This window comes from Mycobacterium sp. (genome assembly GCF_004298145.1).
In the GTDB taxonomy this organism is placed as follows: Bacteria; Actinomycetota; Actinomycetes; order Mycobacteriales; family Mycobacteriaceae; genus Mycobacterium.
The window spans coordinates 1-17,027 of record NZ_SCRH01000052.1 but is presented as its reverse complement, the minus strand read 5'-3'; the positions used below and the strand labels follow the sequence as shown (position 1 = coordinate 17,027).

Here is a 17,027-nt window from a genome sequence, read left to right as displayed (position 1 = left end):
GTCACAGCCGCAGCGTCCAGTGTCCGGCGCGGAAATGCATGACGACGCGACCGGCCGGTGCGACGTCGACGCGCCAGAACGAGGCCGGCGGGATGTCCAGCGCCGCCAGGATCGCCGCCCGGACCACCGCAGGGTGCGTCACCGCTACCGTGGGTAATGCCTTGTCGGTCAACGACTTCAGCCATCCGGCCACCCGATCGACGAGGTCGACTATCGACTCGCCGCCGTGGGGCGCCCGGGCGGGCTCGGTCAGCCACGCCTCGAGATCCGCCGGAGGCAGGGCCGCGAGCGCCTCGCCGCGCCACCGTCCGCAGTCGAGGTCGGCCAACCGCGGCTCGGCGGCGGCACTCAGCCCCAGCAGTTCCGCGGTTTGGCGGGCACGCCGCTCGGGTCCGGCGAATTCGCGTCCAGCGGTCGGAACACCAGGACCCGCAGCGGCGGCAGCCTGCCGACGCCCGACATCGTTGAGCGGCTCGTCGGCGGGAAAACGCCCGGCCGCCATCGCCTCGGTCATCGCGTGCGATATGAGGGTCAGCCGGACGACCTCCGTCACGCCGCGGTGCTCGAGGCGCGCTCAGTCAGCAGCCGGGACGACACCACGGAGAAAACCAGGCCGATGCCCGCCCACAGCACCAGCTGGGTAGCCAACGACACCAGCCTGAATTCGTAGAGGACGTCGGCGGGGAATCCCGGATAGACGATGGTGCCCGCGGCGTCGCGCAGCGGTTCCGGCGTCTCGTCCACGCTCGGCAGCAGCGCCGCCACCACGACGATCGCCACCAGATAGGAACTGGCCGCCAGCAGCCTCGCGTTCCACGCGCCGAACCGGGCGGCGAGCCGCCGCGCCAGCCATACCGCGCCGATCGCCAACACGACCGAGGATGCCACCATCACCAAATACCAGCCGGTGCGCGCGCCGATCGTGTCGGACTGACCGACCGCCGGCGGATTCGGCGGATACTTCAGAAATGGCACCACATACACCGCTCCGAACGCACCGGCCGCCAGAAGCAACGAAAGCGCCTGCGGCTGCGCCTCATTCGTGCGCGTGTAGACGACGCTGAACAACACCGCGAACAACGCGCCCATGGCGAGGCCGAAGATCAGCACACCGAATCCCAGCCCGGCGTTGGCCTGCACCGCCCGGGTGAACAACTCGGCGCCGTGCTCGTGCACGCCGTGCGCGTTCTCCGCGTCCGTGCGGCCGTCCTCAAAAGCGATCGCGCGGGCGATGACGGGCTCGGCGCACAGGCGGGCGAATACGAACGCCAGCACCGCGCCGACAGCACCCGCCAGAAGGCCGCCCGCGATCAGGCGTTTCTCCACGAGGCCGGGTCTTTCCCGGGTCAGTGGCAGGGGAAGCCGAGAAGATGGCGTGCGTCGTGCACGAACTCGTGCACATGCGAATCGCTGCCGAGGAGCGAAACAGCGCCCTGGTCGACGCCGACGAAGTACAGCGCCAACAACGCGAGGAAGACGGTCGCCGTCAACCAAAGCGCGGTGCTGGCCGCCGACAGATCAACCGACCGGGTGCGGCCGCCAGTGAGCTGCGGGTGAGACACAATCGACTCCTTCTGGGGATAACGCGCCCCCGCTGGGGATGACGAGCCTCGGGTCTGACTTTGGACAGTGGCGCGACCGTTCTGGACTTTCACCAGATTCCGTGGCACATCAGGACAGCAGCCAGTGTAGGACGCGGCGAAAACGGGCGGTAGTCCAGTCCGAGACCTGCCCGTTTCCGCCGGTTGCTACTGCGCGTCCGGCCCCGGCGGCGCGCTGTGCGCTCCCGCCTTGGCCAGGTCCGGCTCGGCCGGCGGCTTGCGGGTGCCGACGAAGGTGAACGCCGCGTCCTCGCCGGCGCTTTCGCCGTCCCAGTTGTCCACGTCGACCGTGACGACCTGCCCAGGCCCGATCTCGTCGAAGAGGATCTTCTCGGAGAGCTGGTCCTCGATCTCGCGCTGAATGGTGCGTCGCAGTGGACGGGCACCCAGCACGGGGTCGAAGCCCCGCTTGGCTAGCAATGCCTTGGCCTTGTCGGTCAGCTCGAGGGCCATGTCCTTGCTCTTGAGCTGGCCCGCGACCCGGGCGATCATGAGGTCGACCATCCGGATGATCTCGTCGCGGGTCAGCTGGTGGAAGACGATGACCTCGTCGATGCGGTTGAGGAACTCCGGGCGGAAGTGCTTCTTCAGCTCGTCGTTGACCTTCTGCTTCATCCGCTCGTAGTCGTTCTCACCGCCACCCTGGGTGAAGCCCAGGCCGACCGGCTTGGAGATGTCGGACGTGCCGAGGTTCGAGGTGAAGATCAGCACCGTGTTCTTGAAGTCCACGGTGCGGCCCTGACCGTCGGTGAGCCGACCGTCCTCGAGGACCTGCAACAGGCTGTTGTAGATCTCCTGATGCGCCTTCTCGATCTCGTCGAACAGCACCACGGAGAACGGCTTGCGGCGCACCTTCTCGGTGAGCTGGCCGCCCTCCTCGTAGCCGACGTATCCCGGCGGGGCACCGAACAACCGCGACGCGGTGAACCGGTCGTGGAACTCGCCCATGTCGATCTGGATGAGCGCATCGTCGTCGCCGAACAGGAAGTTGGCCAGCGCCTTGGACAGCTCGGTCTTACCGACACCGGACGGGCCGGCGAAGATGAACGAACCCGACGGGCGCTTGGGGTCTTTCAGCCCGGCGCGGGTGCGGCGGATCGCCTTGGAGACGGCCTTGACGGCGTCCTCCTGGCCGATGATCCGCTTGTGCAGCTCGTCCTCCATGCGCAACAACCGGGTGGTCTCGGCCTCGGTGAGCTTGAACACCGGGATGCCGGTCCAGTTGCCCAGCACCTCGGCGATCTGCTCGTCGTCCACCTCGGCGACCACGTCGAGGTCGCCGGAACGCCATTGCTTTTCGCGTTCGGCGCGCTGGGCGACAAGTGTCTTCTCCCGGTCGCGGAGACTGGCGGCCTTCTCGAAGTCCTGGGCGTCGATCGCCGATTCCTTCTCCCGGCGCGCGTCCGCGATCTTCTCGTCGAACTCGCGCAGGTCCGGTGGCGCGGTCATCCGGCGGATCCGCATCCGGGCGCCCGCCTCGTCGATCAGGTCGATCGCCTTGTCCGGCAGGAACCGGTCGTTGATGTAGCGGTCGGCCAGGGTGGCCGCCGCGACCAGTGCCGGGTCGGTGATGGAGACCCTGTGGTGCGCCTCGTAGCGGTCGCGCAGACCCTTGAGGATTTCGATGGTGTGCTCCACCGTCGGCTCCCCCACCTGCACCGGCTGGAAGCGGCGCTCCAGGGCGGCGTCCTTCTCGATGTACTTGCGGTACTCGTCGAGCGTGGTGGCGCCGATGGTCTGCAGCTCGCCGCGGGCCAGCTTGGGCTTCAGGATCGACGCGGCGTCGATCGCGCCCTCGGCGGCACCGGCACCCACCAGGGTGTGCAGCTCGTCGATGAACAGGATGATGTCGCCGCGGGTGTTGATCTCCTTGAGCACCTTCTTCAGGCGTTCCTCGAAATCACCGCGGTAGCGCGAGCCCGCCACCAGCGATCCCAGGTCCAGCGTGTAGAGCTGCTTGTCCTTCAGCGTCTCCGGCACTTCGCCGTGCACGATGGCCTGCGCCAGCCCCTCGACGACGGCGGTCTTGCCGACGCCGGGCTCGCCGATCAGCACCGGGTTGTTCTTGGTGCGCCGGCTCAGCACCTGCATCACCCGCTCGATTTCCTTCTCGCGGCCGATGACCGGGTCCAGCTTGCCTTCCATCGCGGCGGCCGTCAGGTTGCGGCCGAACTGGTCGAGCACCAGCGATGTGGAAGGGGAGCCCGACTCGCCACCCCGGCCACCGGTGCCCGCCTCGGCGGCCTCCTTACCCTGGTAGCCGCTCAACAGCTGGATGACCTGCTGGCGCACCCGGGTCAGCTCGGCGCCCAGCTTCACCAGCACCTGCGCCGCCACGCCCTCACCCTCACGGATCAGGCCCAGCAGGATGTGCTCGGTGCCGATGTAGTTGTGGCCGAGCTGCAGCGCCTCACGCAGGCTCAGCTCGAGCACCTTCTTGGCGCGCGGCGTGAACGGAATGTGGCCCGACGGCGCCTGCTGGCCCTGGCCGATGATCTCCTCGACCTGGCTGCGGACGCCCTCGAGCGAGATGCCCAGCGACTCCAGCGACTTCGCCGCGACGCCCTCACCCTCGTGAATCAAACCCAGCAGGATGTGCTCGGTGCCGATGTAGTTGTGGTTGAGCATCCGGGCCTCTTCTTGTGCCAGGACGACGACCCGCCGTGCTCGGTCGGTAAATCGTTCAAACATCGGGTTACCTGCTCTCCCTCAACATCGGTACATATCTGTTAGCGGCCCTTCCGGGAACCCTGCCGGTCCCCTGCGGCCGGAATCGCGTACCTGACATCCACTGTAATGGTCGGCTCGCCAGCGGACCTAACCTTGCGGCGCCTCGTTCGCTACAGACGCAACTTGCTCGCCGCGAACCAATCTCACCTGCGACTGCCTGCGGCGTTGCGGCCCGTATCCGAAGAAACGCCGAAACCTACCAATTCGTTTCCCGGGGCGCCCGACGATCATTTCGCGCCCAGCGAAATGACAAACCGGCGCCCGGGCATCGAACCCGGGCGCCGGTTTGAAGACTGTCAGGTTGCCGCGTGGAATGCGTCGATGACGTCGGCCGGGATGCGGCCGCGCGTCGACACGTTGTGCCCGTTCCGGCGAGCCCATTCGCGGATCGCCGCGCTCTGCTCACGGTCGATGGCGCCGCGGCCGCGTCCCGAGCCCGAACGCCCGCGCCGGCGACCGCCGACACGGCGACCGGCTTCCACCCATTGCTTCAGATCCCCGCGCAGTTTCGCGGCATTCTTGGACGAAAGATCAATCTCATAGGTCACCCCGTCAAGCCCGAATTCGACCGTTTCGTCGGCTGCGCCGGCACCGTCGAAATCATCGACCAGGGTGACGGTCACTTTTTTTGCCATTGGCTTACCCTCGCATTTCGTCCTGAGCAGTTGCTGAGCAGATTGGATCGACCTCCCCGGTCACCAATGTGCCATAACGACACAGCATACTCAATCTGTACGGAGGCTGCAGTGTTGAACTTTCACGAGGTGTTTGAACTTTTCACAGACGGGTTTGAACTTTTTCACAGACGGGTTTGAACTTTCAACTACGAGTGTGGCCGAACAATCGGGAACAAAACTGTCTCTCGAATTGACAGTCCGGTCAAAGTCATCAACAACCGGTCGATACCCATTCCCGTCCCGGTGCATGGCGGCATCGCATACTCGAGTGCGGCGAGAAAATCTTCGTCAAGCACCATGGCCTCGTCGTCGCCGGCGGCCGCCGCGCACGCTTGGGCGGCGAACCTTTCCCGCTGCACGACCGGATCGTTCAACTCCGAGTACCCGGTGGCCAGTTCGACTCCGCGCACATAAAGGTCCCACTTCTCCGTGACGCCCGCGATGCTGCGGTGCTGGCGCGTCAAAGGTGTTGTCTCAACCGGGAAATCCCGCACGAACGTGGGAGCGACGAGCGAGTTGCCCACCGTGTGCTCCCACAGTTCCTCGACGATCTTTCCGTGCCCGTAGCCCCGGTCGCCGGGAATCTCGACACCGAGCCGTTCGGCGATACCGAGCAGCTTTTCGACCGTCGCCTCCGGCGTGATCTCTTCACCGAGCGCCGACGACAACGACGGGTACATTTCTATAGAAGCCCATTCTCCGTCTATGTCGTAGACGCTGCCGTCGGGCAGCGGCAGTTGTCTGGTTCCGATCGCCTCATCGGCGACCTCTTGAATAAGCTCGCGTGTCACTACCGCCGAATCGTCATAGGTTCCGTAGGCCTGGTAGGTCTCCAGCATGGAAAATTCGGGAGAATGGGTGGAATCCGCACCTTCGTTTCGAAACACTCGATTTAGTTCGAAGACCCTGTCGAGACCACCGACCACGCAGCGCTTGAGGAACAGTTCCGGTGCGATCCTCAGGTAGAGATCGATGTCCAGCGCATTGGAATGTGTGATGAAGGGCCGCGCGGCCGCGCCGCCGGCCAGCGTCTGCAACATTGGGGTTTCGACTTCGAGAAAACCGCGCCGTTCCAATGCGTTGCGTATGGCCCGGACGACCGCGATTCGCTGCCGTGCCACCGCGCGGGCTTGCGGGCGGACGATCAGGTCGACGTAGCGCTGCCGCACCCGCGCCTCTTCGCTCATCTCCCGGTGCGCGACGGGCAGCGGACGCAACGACTTGGCTGCCATCCGCCACGAGTCGGCGAGGACGGATAGCTCGCCGCGCCGGGAGCTGATCACGTTGCCGTGCACGGAGACGATGTCGCCGAGATCCACATCGGTCTTCCACGCGTCGAGAGATTCGCGGCCGACCTTGTCGAGGCTGATCATCACCTGCAGGGTGGTCCCGTCGCCCTCCTGCAGGGTGGCGAAGCAGAGTTTTCCGGAGTTGCGCGCGAAGATCACCCGGCCGGCGACGCCGACGACGTCATCGGTCGCGGTGTCGACCGGCAGGGCGGGGTGAGCGGCGCGGACCTGCGCCAGCGTGTGGGTGCGTTCGACCGCGACCGGGTAGGGGTCACGCCCCTCGGCGAGCAGCCGAGCGCGCTTGTCCCGGCGGATCCGGTACTGCTCGGGAATATCTGCTTCGGCGTCTGGGGCGTCACTCACGACCTGCCAGCTTAAATGAACTGTCGCGGCCGGTTCGACCGGCGGGCGCCCTAGCGGGCCGTCTTCAGCCGGCCTCGCTGGCCGTCGCGGTTGCGTTCGAAGACCAGCCGCAGGCCGTGCAGGGTCAGGTGCTGTTCGTGGTGGCTGACGGTTTGCAGCTCGGGCAGCAGCAGCGGCGCGGTGTGTCCGGTGGCCACGATCGCCACGTCGTCGCCGGCAAAGCCGTCCACATCCTCACGGATGCGACCCACCAGGCCGTCGACCAGCCCGGCGAAGCCGAACACCGCCCCGGCCTGCATGCACTCGACGGTGTTCTTGCCGATCACCGAACGGGGCCGAGTCAATTCCACGCGGCGCAGCGCGGCCGAGCGGGCCGCGGCGGCATCGGAGGAAACCTGGAGTCCGGGCGCGATCGCGCCGCCGAGGAACTCGCCCTTGGCCGACACGACGTCCACGCAGATCGAGGACCCGAAGTCGATGACGATGGCGGGGCTTTGGAAACGGTGAAACGCGGCCAGGCAGTTGACGATTCGGTCGGCACCCACTTCTTTGGGGTTGTCCACAAGCAGCGGGATACCGGTGCGCACACCGGGCTCGATCAGCACGTGGGGCACCGACGGCCAGTACTGGTCGAGCATGAGCCGCACCTCGTGCAGCACCGACGGGACGGTCGACAGCGCGGCGGCGCCGGTGAGCCGCTCGGAATCGTCGCCGATCAAACCGTCGATGGTCAGCGCCAACTCGTCCGCGGTGATTTCCGGTTCGGTGCGAATCCGCCACTGCTGCACGACGTTTGCGTGCTCTTTGGATCCCGATATCAGCCCGACGACGGTGTGGGTGTTACGGACGTCGATCGCCAGCAGCACGGCTACCGCGCAACTATCCGGGGATCCAGCAGCTCGGCCGCGTCCGAGGGCACGAATGCCGGGTCGTGGCCGAGGTCGACCGGCTTGTTGCCGGCGTCGACGAAGACGATCCGCGGCTCATAGGTCCGGGCCTCCGCCTCCTGCATGGTCCCGTACGCGATCAGGATCACCAGATCGCCCGGATGGACGAGATGCGCTGCAGCACCGTTGATCCCGATCACTCCGCTGCCGCGTTCGCCGGTGATCGCGTAGGTGACGAGCCGGGCACCGTTGTCGATGTCGACGATCGTCACCTGCTCGCCTTCGAGCAGGTCCGCGGCGTCCATCAGATCGGCGTCGATGGTCACCGAGCCCACGTAGTGCAGGTCGGCCTGCGTGACGGTGGCCCGGTGGATCTTCGACCTGAGCATCGTCCGTAGCATCAATTCCTCCAAGGTGATCGGGCGTATTCGTGGTTACCGTCCGGCCCATCGGTGCCGGCGGGTGTTTCGATCTGCATTTCGATGTTGTCCAGCAGCCTGGTGGCGCCCAGCCGGGCCGCAACCAGCAGCCGGGCGCAGCCGTGGGCGGGCGCCGGGCCGAGCCCGCCGTCGCGCAGCTCGAGGTAGTCGACCGTGAGCGCGGGCACGGCGTCGAGCACCGCGCGCGCCGCGTCCAGCGCGGCCGCACCGCCGTGGTGCGCGGCATGCGCGGCGGCGGTCAGCGCGGCCGAAAGCGTCACGGCCAGTTCACGTTGCGTGGGGTCCAGGTAGCGGTTGCGCGACGACATCGCGAGGCCGTCGCCTTCCCGGACGGTCGGAACTCCGACGACCTCCACGTCGACGTTGAGGTCGGCGACCATCTGCCGGATCATTACCAGCTGCTGATAGTCCTTCTCGCCGAAGAAGATCCGGTCCGGACGTACGATCTGCAGCAGCTTGCACACGACGGTGAGCACGCCGGTGAAATGGGTTGGCCGGTGGCGGCCCTCGAGCTCGGCGGCCAGCGGTCCGGGCTGGACCGTGGTGCGTAAACCGTCGGGGTACATCGCCGTGGCCGTTGGCGCGAAGACGATTTCGACACCTTCGGAGCGCAGCAGCGCAAGGTCGTCATCCATGGTCCGGGGGTAGGCGTCGAGATCCTCGCCGGCACCGAATTGCAACGGGTTCACGAAGATCGAGACCACGACCACCGAACCGGGCACCCGCTTGGCGGCACGCACCAGCGCCAGGTGACCGTCGTGCAGCGCGCCCATGGTGGGCACCAACATCACCCGTCGGCCGGTGTGGCGCAGGGCGCGGCTGACGTCGGTGACGTCGCGCGGGTTGGGGTACAGGTTGAGTTCGCCCGCCTTGAAGGCCGGCGACTTGCCGGGTCTCATGGCGCCAGCACCTCGACGACGTCCTTGGGAGCGTGTGCACGCTGGGCGGTTCGCAGGGCGTTGACCCGATACGCCTGCGCCAGTTCGGGTCCGACCTGGCCCAGCGCCGCCAGATGCCCGGCGACCGCGGCGGCGTCGCCGCGCGCGACCGGACCGGTGAGCGCGGCCTGCCCGCGTTGCAGGGTGTTCTCCAGTGCCGCTCGGGCCAGCGGCCCGATGATGCGTTCGGCGATGCCGCCCGGCTGGTCGTCGACGGACTGTTGGCCGAGCAGTTCGCTGCCGCGCAGGGCGGCGCGCAGCGCGTCCAGCGCGTCGGCGAGCACGGTCACGATGTGGTTGCCCGCGTGGGCCAAGGCCGCGTGGTAGAGGACGCGGGCGTCCTCGGCGACGCAGAACGGTTCTCCGCCCATCTCCAAGACGAGCGATTGACCGATCGCGTATCCGACCTCGTCGGCCGCGGTGATGCCGAAGCAGGTGTCCGGCAGCCTGCTGATGTCTTCGTCGGAGCCGGTGAACGTCATCGCCGGGTGAATCGCCAGCGGGATGCAGCCATCCTCGGCCAGCGGCGCGAGCACACCCACGCCGTTGGCACCGGACGTGTGGACCACGATGGTTCCGGGCCGCACCGCCGACGTCGCGGCCAGCCCGGACACCAGGCCGGCGAGTTCGCTGTCGGGAACCGCGAGCAGCAACAGTTCGGCACCGGCGGCCACTTCCGGGGGCGTCGCCACCGGGGTGTCGGGCAGCCGGCGCCCCGCCCGCTGCCGCGACGCATGGGAGATGGCGCTGCACGCCACCACGACGTGGTCCGTGCGCTCCAGCGCGACACCGAGCGCGGTGCCCACCCGGCCGGCCGAGATGATTCCCACCTTGAGCCTGGCCGGGCGCAGACCGTCGAACTGCACCATCGCAGACGACCTCACAGATTTCTTGTTTCGTTCCGGTCCCACCGGGTGGGTACCGTTCGGTCACCAAGACTCTAGTCGATCACCAGGTGTTTCCCAATGTGAGGAAGCTCCCAGCTCAGCCTTCGCGGCGGCGGCGCCGACCGCCTTCGGCGGGCTGCACCTGCAGGCGGGCCAGCAGATCGGCGACCGACTGGCCGCCCGTTGAGGTCGTTTCGCCCGCGCCTTCGGCGTCCTCTGGCAGCGGCTCCCCGCCGTGCCGGGGCGCGTGCTCCGGTGGCGGCGGTGGCGCCAGGCGCGGTGGCGGGGGCGCACCGGGGGGCGGACCCTGGTGCACCGGGGGCGAAGGCGGCGGGGACGGCGCCGCGGCCGGCGGTTCGCTGCCGGGAGCGAAATTGCGCACACCGTAGTCGCGGTACTCCGCCGAGTGGCGCGACCGTGCGCGGCGACCGGACTCGGTGTAGGGCGCCGGCGGTGCGGGCGGCGGCGGTGGCGCCGGCGGTGCGGGTGGCGGCTCGACGGGCAAGCCGCCCCAGGCTTCGTCCCGGGATTCGTCGAGGCCGGAATGCCGCGAGCGCCGCCGTCCGCCCGCCGATTCCCCGGGGGAGTCGGCGCCGGCCCAGTTGCTGCCCGGTGCCCCGGGCGGTGACCACAGCCCGTCGGCGGCCACCGGCTGCCAATCCTGGCGTTGCCGTTCCGCCCGCGGTTCCGGCTCCGGCGGCGGCATGGGCTGCGGTTCGGGTTCCGGCGGCGGTGGCGGTGGCGGCGGTTGGTGACGAGGCTCGAACCGCGGCTCCGGCGGTGCGGTGTACGCGGGCTCCGGCGCGGCCGGGTAGGCGGGTTCCTGGGCCGGTCCGTACTGGTAGCGGGGCCGTTCCGGCCGGGGCGGCGGCGGCTGCCGGGGCGGCAGCAGGGGTTCTTCGGGCACATCGATGATGGCCGTCTCGTCGGCGCGGCCGTGCGGGTTGCCCTGGGGCACCGATGTGACCCGATCGCTGGACACCCAGTCGACGGGGTTGTCGCGGGGGCTCTCGCCGTTGCGACCCCACTCGCTGTAGGCGCGCTCCGGTTGCGGCTCGGTCTCGACCGTTCCGAGGGCCGGGCGGTGCGCGAGGTCGGTGTCGAACAGAATTTCCAGGCTGGTGCGCAACGCGCTCAGTTCCGCGCGCAGCTCGGCCAGATCGTCGGCGGCCTGGGCGCGCAGCTCGGAGGCCAGCTCGCGCCGCAGCTGGGACTCCACGGTCAGTTCGTATTCCCGCCGGGCCGAAATCTCCCGGTCGAGCTGGAGGTCGTACACCAGCTTGAGGTCGCGGACGCGGGCCTGGTCGGCGTCGCTTTGGCGGCGATAGAGCACGGAAACGAAGGCGCCGGCGACTGCGGCCCACAGCGCCAGGATCACAGCGAGCTTGAGGAGTTCCACCCGATCGGTGAAAACCAATGCGGAACTGGCACCTATCGCGAGGACCAGCAACGCGGTCAAGAGCACCCACCCCGGCCTGCGACCGCCGCGCCGGACCCGGGCGCCGCGGGACAGAACGGTCATGGCCTGACTGTACCTGCGCGAGGTCAATCCGCGTGTCGCCCGACTCCGGCGATTCTCACGTGGGTTGATGCACGACTCGATCCCCGGCTAGGTTTCCGCGCCCTCGCCATGCTCGGTCGGATCGTGCGGGGACTTGCAGCAATGTTGCAGCCACAGCCCAGCAACCACCAACGCCAGCGCGCTGATGGCCGCCACCACCGCTCCGGAGGTGTCCTCGGCGGCGGCCCGCAGCCAGGACCGCCGCGGCAAGAAGTACACCAGCACTCCGACCCACCAGCCCAGCATCAACGCCCCCACCCAGGCCGACGCCTTGGCGACCACCAGGCTGCGGGCCACCGCGAGCGGATGCAACCAGCCGGGACCGGGCCCGATCTCGCCGTCGCTGATCTTGGCGCGCACGTGGCGCGCCCACAGCGCCTCGGCGATGGCCACCGCCAGCAGCGACAGCCCGGTCCACACCGTGATCGGTGGAAACCACCGGTACAGACCGTTGACCAGCAGGTAACCCACGACGGCTGCGCCGACCACCGCGGCCGTCAGGTCACGCTTGCGGGTGGGTCCCATCAGGCCTCGGGCCCTCCGTCGGTGAGGGGTTCTCCGTTCGATTCGTTCAGTCGCAGCGTCTGGCTGGTCGGCCGGACGCCCTCGCGGTCGGCCTCTTCCAGCTGGGCGAGCAGGCCGGCGACCGGTTGCGGCCCGTCGGCCACGGTCAGCTGCGCGTCCGGGTCGATGGCCAGCCACGGGATCAGCACGAAGGCCCGCAGATGGGCGAGCGGATGCGGCAGCGTCAGGTTGTTCTCCCGCGAGGTCACCTCGGTGTGCCCGTAGCAGGCTTCGTAACAGGCGATGAGATCGACGTCGAGGGTGCGCGGGCCCCAGCGCTCGCCGCGGACCCGGCCCGCCGCACGCTCGAACTCCTGCGCCCGGGCCAGCCAGCCCTGCCCGTCGCAGACCGGGTCGTCGGCGATCAGCACCGCGTTCAGAAACGGGGCCTGATCCACCCGGCCCCAGGGGTCGGTCTCGTAAACCGGTGAGACGGCGAGAACCGCCTCGCCCAGCCCGTCGACGACCGACTGCAGTCGCGCCAGCCGGTCACCCAGATTGGAGCCGACGGACAGCACCACGCGGGTCATCGGCGTCCCTCCTGGATCCCGGTCGCCCCGGCGTGATCGTCGTCGACGCGCGTCATAGCGGCACCACCGAACCGCGCCCGCCCCGTCGCGACCGCCGCACCACCACCGCGACGTCCGCGAACTGCTGCGGGATCGGGGCCTGCGGTTTATGCACCACCACCTCGACGGCGTGCACGCGTTCGTCGTCCATCACCTGGTCGGCGATCTGGGCCCCGACGGTTTCGATCAGGTTGCGCGCGGGACCCGCCACAACGTCGGCCGCCAGCTGAGCCAGCACGGCGTAGTCGTAGGTGTCGGCGAGGTCATCGGTGGCGCCGGCGGAGGCCAGGTCGATCCACACCGTGATGTCGACCACGAAGTCCTGCCCGTTCGCGCGTTCGTGGTCGAAAACTCCGTGTTGTCCGCGAACCTTCAACCCGCGCAACTCGATTCGATCAGCCATCGTCTCCAGCCAGCTCAGTGTGCGTCTCGTCGTTCCATGCCGCCACGACCTTGAGCGCATCGACCGTGGCGCGCACATCGTGCACCCGCACCCCCCAGGCCCCGTGCAGCGCGGCCAGCGCGGAAATCACCGCGGTCGCCGTCTCCCGCCCATCGGGCGGTCGCGGAGAACCGTCGGGCCCGGCTAACAACGTACCGAGAAACCGTTTGCGCGATGCGCCGAGCAGTACCGGGATCCCGGTGGCGACCAAGTGCGGCAAGGCATGCAGCAGGGCCCAATTGTGTTGTCCCGTCTTGGCGAATCCTAGCCCGGGATCGATCATCAGCTGGGCGGGGTCGACGCCTGCGGACACTGCGGCGTCGACGCTGGCAAGCAGTTCGGCGCGCACTTCGGCGACCACGTCGCGGTAGTTCGGGGCCGCGTGTGGACGCTCGACCGAGACCGATCGCCAATGCATCAGCACCCAGGGCACTTTCGCCTCGGCCAGCAGCGGCGCCATGGCGGGGTCGGCCCGGCCGCCGGACACGTCGTTGACGATCCGCGCGCCGCTGCACAGCGCCGCCCGGGCGACATCGGCGTGCATGGTGTCGATACTCACCGTAATACCTTGTGATGAAAGCTCTTTGACGACGGGGACAACCCGGGAGGTCTCGACGCGGGAGTCGATGCGGGTGGCGCCGGGCCGGGTCGACTCTCCTCCGACGTCGACGATGCCGGCACCGTCGGCGACCAAAGCCAGTCCCTGCGCCACGGCCTTGTCGGGGTCGAGATAGCGGCCGCCGTCGGAGAACGAATCGTCAGTGACGTTCAGAACTCCCATTACCTGCACAGACGCCAGACTCACTTACGCAGGATGAGGTCGAGCGCTTCGGCTCGAGAAGCGGCGCTGGTTTTGAACAGACCACGCACCGCCGAGGTCGTCGTGGTGGCTCCGGGCTTACGGACACCGCGCATCGCCATACACAGGTGCTCGGCCTCGACCACGACGATCACCCCGCGCGGATTCAGCTTTTTCATCAGGGCGTCGGCGATCTGGCTGGTGAGCCGCTCCTGCACCTGGGGTCGCTTCGCGTACAGGTCGACCAGCCGCGCGATCTTCGACAGGCCGGTGACCCTGCCGTCGTCGCCCGGGATGTAGCCGACGTGGGCCACCCCGTGGAACGACACCAGGTGGTGTTCACACGTGGAGTACAGCGGGATTTCCTTGACCAGCACCAGCTCGTCGTGCTCCTCATCGAACATGGTGTTCAACACGCTGTCAGGATCGGTGTAGAGCCCGGCGAACATCTCCTGGTAGGCGCGGGCGACGCGGGCCGGTGTTTCCCGCAGGCCGTTCCGGTCCGGGTCTTCGCCGATCGCGTACAGCAACTCGCGGACCGCGGCCTCGGCACGCTCCTGGTCGAATACCCGTATCTGGCGCATCGCGGTGTCCGGCAGTGCCATTGAATTCTCCGTTTGCTCAGCCGTGGGCCGGCGGATTGGACCGGCTTACGTCGTCATCCTGCCGGTCCGGCGAGCCACCCTCCGGGGCGGGCTGGCCGGGCGGGGGGTAAGGCGGATACGGCGGGTACGGCGGCTGCACCTGACCCGGCTGACCAGAACCACCCGGTCCGCCCGGCTGGCCCGGATACCCCTGCTGGTGCCCCGCGTGGCCCTGCTGTCCGGGGTGCCCCTGCGGGCCGGGATAGCTGCGCGCCGGTTGCTGCCAGTAGGGCTGCTGTCCAGGCTGCGCCGGCGGATGCCAATAGTTCGGTTGCTGCTGCGGTTGCTGCTGCGGTTGCTGCGATTGCTGCGGCGGCCATCCCGGCGCACGCCAACCGGCCGGCGCGCCGTAGTCGGGCTGGGTGGGGCCGTGCTGCTCGCCCTGTCCGCGCGGGGTGCCCCGGCTTCCATGAGAACCGTTGCCGCCGTTGGCGTTTCTGTCGGCCCCCAGCCGTGCGGCCGCGGCCGCTTCGCTGGCCCGTGCGATCGCCGCCTTGAAGGCCGGCTCGGGCGTGGGCGGCGGCCAGGGCTCGCCGCGCTCGATGGCCAGCTCGCCGGGCGTCTTGATCGGCGGCTTGTCCGATGGGATGCGGCCACCAAAATCGTCGAACATTGTCAGTCGCGGCCGCTTTTCGACGCCGGAGAAGATGCCTTCCAATTCGGCTCGGTGCAGGGTTTCCTTTTCCAGCAGCTCGCCCGCGAGGGTGTCGAGGATGTCGCGGTATTCGGTGAGGATTTCCCACGCCTCGGTGTGCGCGGCCTCGATCAGCTTGCGGATCTCGTCGTCGATGTCGCGGGCGACCTCGTGCGAATAATCCGCCTGCGTTCCCATGGTGCGGCCCAGGAAGGGGTCGCCGTGTTCCGAACCGTATTTGACCGCACCGAGTTTGGAGCTCATCCCGAATTCTGTGACCATCGCGCGCGCGACCTTGGTGGCCTGCTCGATGTCTGACACCGCCCCGGTCGTCGGCTCCCGGAAGACCAGTTCCTCGGCGGCGCGCCCACCCATCGCAAACACCAACTGCGCGATCATCTCCGAGCGGGTCCGCAGTCCCTTGTCTTCCTCCGGCACCGCCACCGCGTGCCCGCCGGTGCGGCCGCGCGCCAAGATCGTCACCTTGTAAATCGGTTCGATATCGGGCATCGCCCAGGCCGCCAGGGTGTGCCCGCCTTCGTGATAGGCGGTGATCTTCTTTTCCTGCTCGCTGATGATGCGGCCCTTGCGGCGCGGCCCGCCGATCACCCGGTCCACCGCCTCTTCCAACGCGGCGCTGGTGATGACGGTGCCGTTCTCGCGGGCGGTGAGCAGCGCCGCCTCGTTGATGACGTTGGCCAGGTCGGCGCCGGTCATGCCGACGGTGCGTTTGGCCAGCCCGGCGAGGTCGGCGTCCGGGCCGATCGGCTTGCCCTTGGAGTGCACCTCCAGCACCGCGCGTCGGCCTGCCAGGTCCGGGTTCGACACCGGGATCTGCCGGTCGAAGCGGCCGGGTCGCAGCAGCGCCGGGTCCAGAATGTCCGGCCGGTTGGTGGCCGCGATCAGGATGACACCGGCCCGCGGGTCGAACCCGTCCATTTCGACCAGCAACTGGTTCAGCGTTTGCTCACGCTCGTCGTGCCCGCCGCCCAGGCCCGCGCCGCGCTGGCGGCCCACCGCGTCGATCTCGTCGACGAAGATGATGCACGGGTTGTTCTGTTTGGCCTGTTCGAACAGGTCGCGTACCCGGGACGCGCCGACGCCGACGAACATCTCGACGAAGTCGGAGCCGGAGATGGTGAAGAACGGGACACCGGCCTCGCCGGCCACCGCGCGGGCAAGCAGGGTCTTACCGGTCCCGGGCGGCCCGTAGAGCAGCACGCCTTTGGGGATCTTGGCGCCCAGCGCTTGATAGCGACCGGGGTTCTGCAGGAAGTCCTTGATCTCGTAAAGCTCCTCGACCGCCTCGTCGACGCCGGCGACGTCGGCGAACGTGGTCTTGGGCATGTCCTTGGAGAGCTGCTTGGCGCGCGATTTGCCGAATCCGAAGCCCATCCGGGCGCCGCCCTGCATGCGGGAGAACATCACGAACAGCCCCACCAGCAGCAGTAGCGGCAGAACGTAGACCAGCAGCTCGCCCAAGATGCTGCCCTGGTTGACGACGGTGCTGACCTTCGCGTTCTTGGCGCTCAGGGCGTTGAACAGGTCGACCGCATACCCGCTGGGATATTTGGTGATGACCTTGTCGGAATTGTCCGTGTCACCATTGCCCTTCTTCAGGGTCAGGCGCAGCTGCTGTTCGCGATCGTCGATTTGTGCGCTCTTGACGTTGTCGCCGGTGATTTGGGACATCGCCACGGACGTGTCGACGGGCTTATAGCCGCGAGTGTCGTCGCTGAAGTAGAAGAACGACCAGCCGAGCAGCACCACGACAGCAATCACCGTGATGGTGCGAATAACGTTTTTCCGGTTCATCAATCATCGGCCTTACTGGCCAGGTCCTTCCCCGATATACACGCAGCTGGAAAAGTCAAGGCTACCGCCTGTGGTGATCGCCAGCTCCGGCAGAGCCGGGGCGCAGCGGGTCACCACCATCGAGCCCTGTGGTGATCGCCAGCTCCGGCAGAGCCGGGGCGCAGCGGGTCACCACCATCGAGCCCTG

Annotated in this window: 17 protein-coding genes; all 17 read right to left on the bottom strand. The window is 68.1% G+C overall.

Annotated features, from left to right (window positions below):
* Position 1 precedes the first annotated feature (1 nt).
* On the bottom strand, positions 2-553 hold the full coding sequence (locus tag EPN51_RS21610; protein ID WP_293046724.1) for a histidine phosphatase family protein: 552 nt from the start codon (positions 551-553) through the stop codon (positions 2-4).
* Positions 550-1,326 (bottom strand): CbtA family protein, encoded by a 777-nt coding sequence (locus EPN51_RS21605; RefSeq protein WP_293046723.1) that lies wholly within the window; start codon positions 1,324-1,326, stop codon positions 550-552. Before EPN51_RS21605 ends, EPN51_RS21610 begins: the two co-directional genes overlap by 4 nt.
* A 20-nt stretch (positions 1,327-1,346) precedes the next feature.
* A complete protein-coding gene (locus EPN51_RS21600; protein WP_293046721.1) occupies positions 1,347-1,562 on the bottom strand; it encodes a CbtB domain-containing protein in 216 nt (71 codons plus the stop codon).
* A gap of 186 nt (positions 1,563-1,748) precedes the next feature.
* Positions 1,749-4,292, bottom strand: a complete 2,544-nt coding sequence (gene clpC1, locus EPN51_RS21595; protein WP_293046719.1) for an ATP-dependent protease ATP-binding subunit ClpC — start codon at positions 4,290-4,292, stop codon at positions 1,749-1,751.
* A 335-nt stretch (positions 4,293-4,627) separates the two neighbouring features.
* Positions 4,628-4,966: a histone-like nucleoid-structuring protein Lsr2 gene (lsr2, locus tag EPN51_RS21590; RefSeq protein WP_008263502.1), complete on the bottom strand. Its 339-nt coding sequence runs from the start codon at positions 4,964-4,966 to the stop codon at positions 4,628-4,630.
* A 188-nt stretch (positions 4,967-5,154) separates the two neighbouring features.
* On the bottom strand, positions 5,155-6,660 hold the full coding sequence (gene lysS, locus EPN51_RS21585) for a lysine--tRNA ligase (protein WP_293046709.1): 1,506 nt from the start codon (positions 6,658-6,660) through the stop codon (positions 5,155-5,157).
* 50 nt (positions 6,661-6,710) lie between these two features.
* On the bottom strand, positions 6,711-7,526 hold the full coding sequence (locus tag EPN51_RS21580) for a type III pantothenate kinase (RefSeq protein ID WP_293046707.1): 816 nt from the start codon (positions 7,524-7,526) through the stop codon (positions 6,711-6,713).
* Positions 7,527-7,528: 2 nt separating this feature from the next.
* Positions 7,529-7,948: an aspartate 1-decarboxylase gene (gene panD / locus EPN51_RS21575; RefSeq protein WP_293046705.1), complete on the bottom strand. Its 420-nt coding sequence runs from the start codon at positions 7,946-7,948 to the stop codon at positions 7,529-7,531.
* The gene (panC, locus tag EPN51_RS21570) at positions 7,948-8,886 is read right to left on the bottom strand and encodes a pantoate--beta-alanine ligase (RefSeq protein ID WP_293046704.1); all 939 of its coding nucleotides are present in this window, start codon (positions 8,884-8,886) and stop codon (positions 7,948-7,950) included. The genes panD and panC overlap by 1 nt, the downstream gene beginning before the upstream one ends.
* The gene (locus tag EPN51_RS21565) at positions 8,883-9,794 is read right to left on the bottom strand and encodes a DUF2520 domain-containing protein (RefSeq protein ID WP_293046702.1); all 912 of its coding nucleotides are present in this window, start codon (positions 9,792-9,794) and stop codon (positions 8,883-8,885) included. Before EPN51_RS21565 ends, panC begins: the two co-directional genes overlap by 4 nt.
* A 115-nt stretch (positions 9,795-9,909) precedes the next feature.
* On the bottom strand, positions 9,910-11,334 hold the full coding sequence (locus EPN51_RS21560) for a DUF6779 domain-containing protein (protein ID WP_293046700.1): 1,425 nt from the start codon (positions 11,332-11,334) through the stop codon (positions 9,910-9,912).
* An 87-nt stretch (positions 11,335-11,421) separates the two neighbouring features.
* Positions 11,422-11,898 (bottom strand): DUF3180 domain-containing protein, encoded by a 477-nt coding sequence (locus tag EPN51_RS21555; RefSeq protein WP_293046698.1) that lies wholly within the window; start codon positions 11,896-11,898, stop codon positions 11,422-11,424.
* On the bottom strand, positions 11,898-12,467 hold the full coding sequence (gene folK / locus EPN51_RS21550) for a 2-amino-4-hydroxy-6-hydroxymethyldihydropteridine diphosphokinase (RefSeq protein ID WP_293046696.1): 570 nt from the start codon (positions 12,465-12,467) through the stop codon (positions 11,898-11,900). Before folK ends, EPN51_RS21555 begins: the two co-directional genes overlap by 1 nt.
* Positions 12,468-12,519: 52 nt before the next feature.
* Positions 12,520-12,909, bottom strand: coding sequence for a dihydroneopterin aldolase (gene folB, locus EPN51_RS21545; protein ID WP_293046694.1), 390 nt, complete (start codon positions 12,907-12,909; stop codon positions 12,520-12,522).
* Entirely contained in the window at positions 12,902-13,753 is an 852-nt protein-coding gene (gene folP / locus EPN51_RS21540; RefSeq protein WP_293046692.1) for a dihydropteroate synthase, read from the bottom strand. The genes folB and folP overlap by 8 nt, the downstream gene beginning before the upstream one ends.
* A complete protein-coding gene (folE, locus tag EPN51_RS21535; RefSeq protein WP_293046690.1) occupies positions 13,750-14,352 on the bottom strand; it encodes a GTP cyclohydrolase I FolE in 603 nt (200 codons plus the stop codon). Before folE ends, folP begins: the two co-directional genes overlap by 4 nt.
* A gap of 16 nt (positions 14,353-14,368) precedes the next feature.
* Positions 14,369-16,840 carry an ATP-dependent zinc metalloprotease FtsH gene (gene ftsH / locus EPN51_RS21530; protein WP_293046688.1) on the bottom strand — a complete coding sequence of 824 codons (2,472 nt, stop codon included), beginning with the start codon at positions 16,838-16,840 and terminating at the stop codon, positions 14,369-14,371.
* Between the last annotated feature and the right edge of the window lie 187 nt (positions 16,841-17,027).

Bases quoted from the DNA above. Each gene is read 5' to 3' on its own strand.
- clpC1 (WP_293046719.1), bottom strand. From the start codon at position 4,292: ATGTTTGAACGATTTACCGACCGAGCACGGCGGGTCGTCGTCCTGGCA.
- lsr2 (WP_008263502.1), bottom strand. From the start codon at position 4,966: ATGGCAAAAAAAGTGACCGTCACCCTGGTCGATGATTTCGACGGTGCC.
- panD (WP_293046705.1), bottom strand. From the start codon at position 7,948: ATGCTACGGACGATGCTCAGGTCGAAGATCCACCGGGCCACCGTCACG.
- panC (WP_293046704.1), bottom strand. From the start codon at position 8,886: ATGAGACCCGGCAAGTCGCCGGCCTTCAAGGCGGGCGAACTCAACCTG.
- EPN51_RS21565 (WP_293046702.1), bottom strand. From the start codon at position 9,794: ATGGTGCAGTTCGACGGTCTGCGCCCGGCCAGGCTCAAGGTGGGAATC.
- EPN51_RS21560 (WP_293046700.1), bottom strand. From the start codon at position 11,334: ATGACCGTTCTGTCCCGCGGCGCCCGGGTCCGGCGCGGCGGTCGCAGG.
- EPN51_RS21555 (WP_293046698.1), bottom strand. From the start codon at position 11,898: ATGGGACCCACCCGCAAGCGTGACCTGACGGCCGCGGTGGTCGGCGCA.
- folK (WP_293046696.1), bottom strand. From the start codon at position 12,467: ATGACCCGCGTGGTGCTGTCCGTCGGCTCCAATCTGGGTGACCGGCTG.
- folB (WP_293046694.1), bottom strand. From the start codon at position 12,909: ATGGCTGATCGAATCGAGTTGCGCGGGTTGAAGGTTCGCGGACAACAC.
- folE (WP_293046690.1), bottom strand. From the start codon at position 14,352: ATGGCACTGCCGGACACCGCGATGCGCCAGATACGGGTATTCGACCAG.
- ftsH (WP_293046688.1), bottom strand. From the start codon at position 16,840: ATGAACCGGAAAAACGTTATTCGCACCATCACGGTGATTGCTGTCGTG.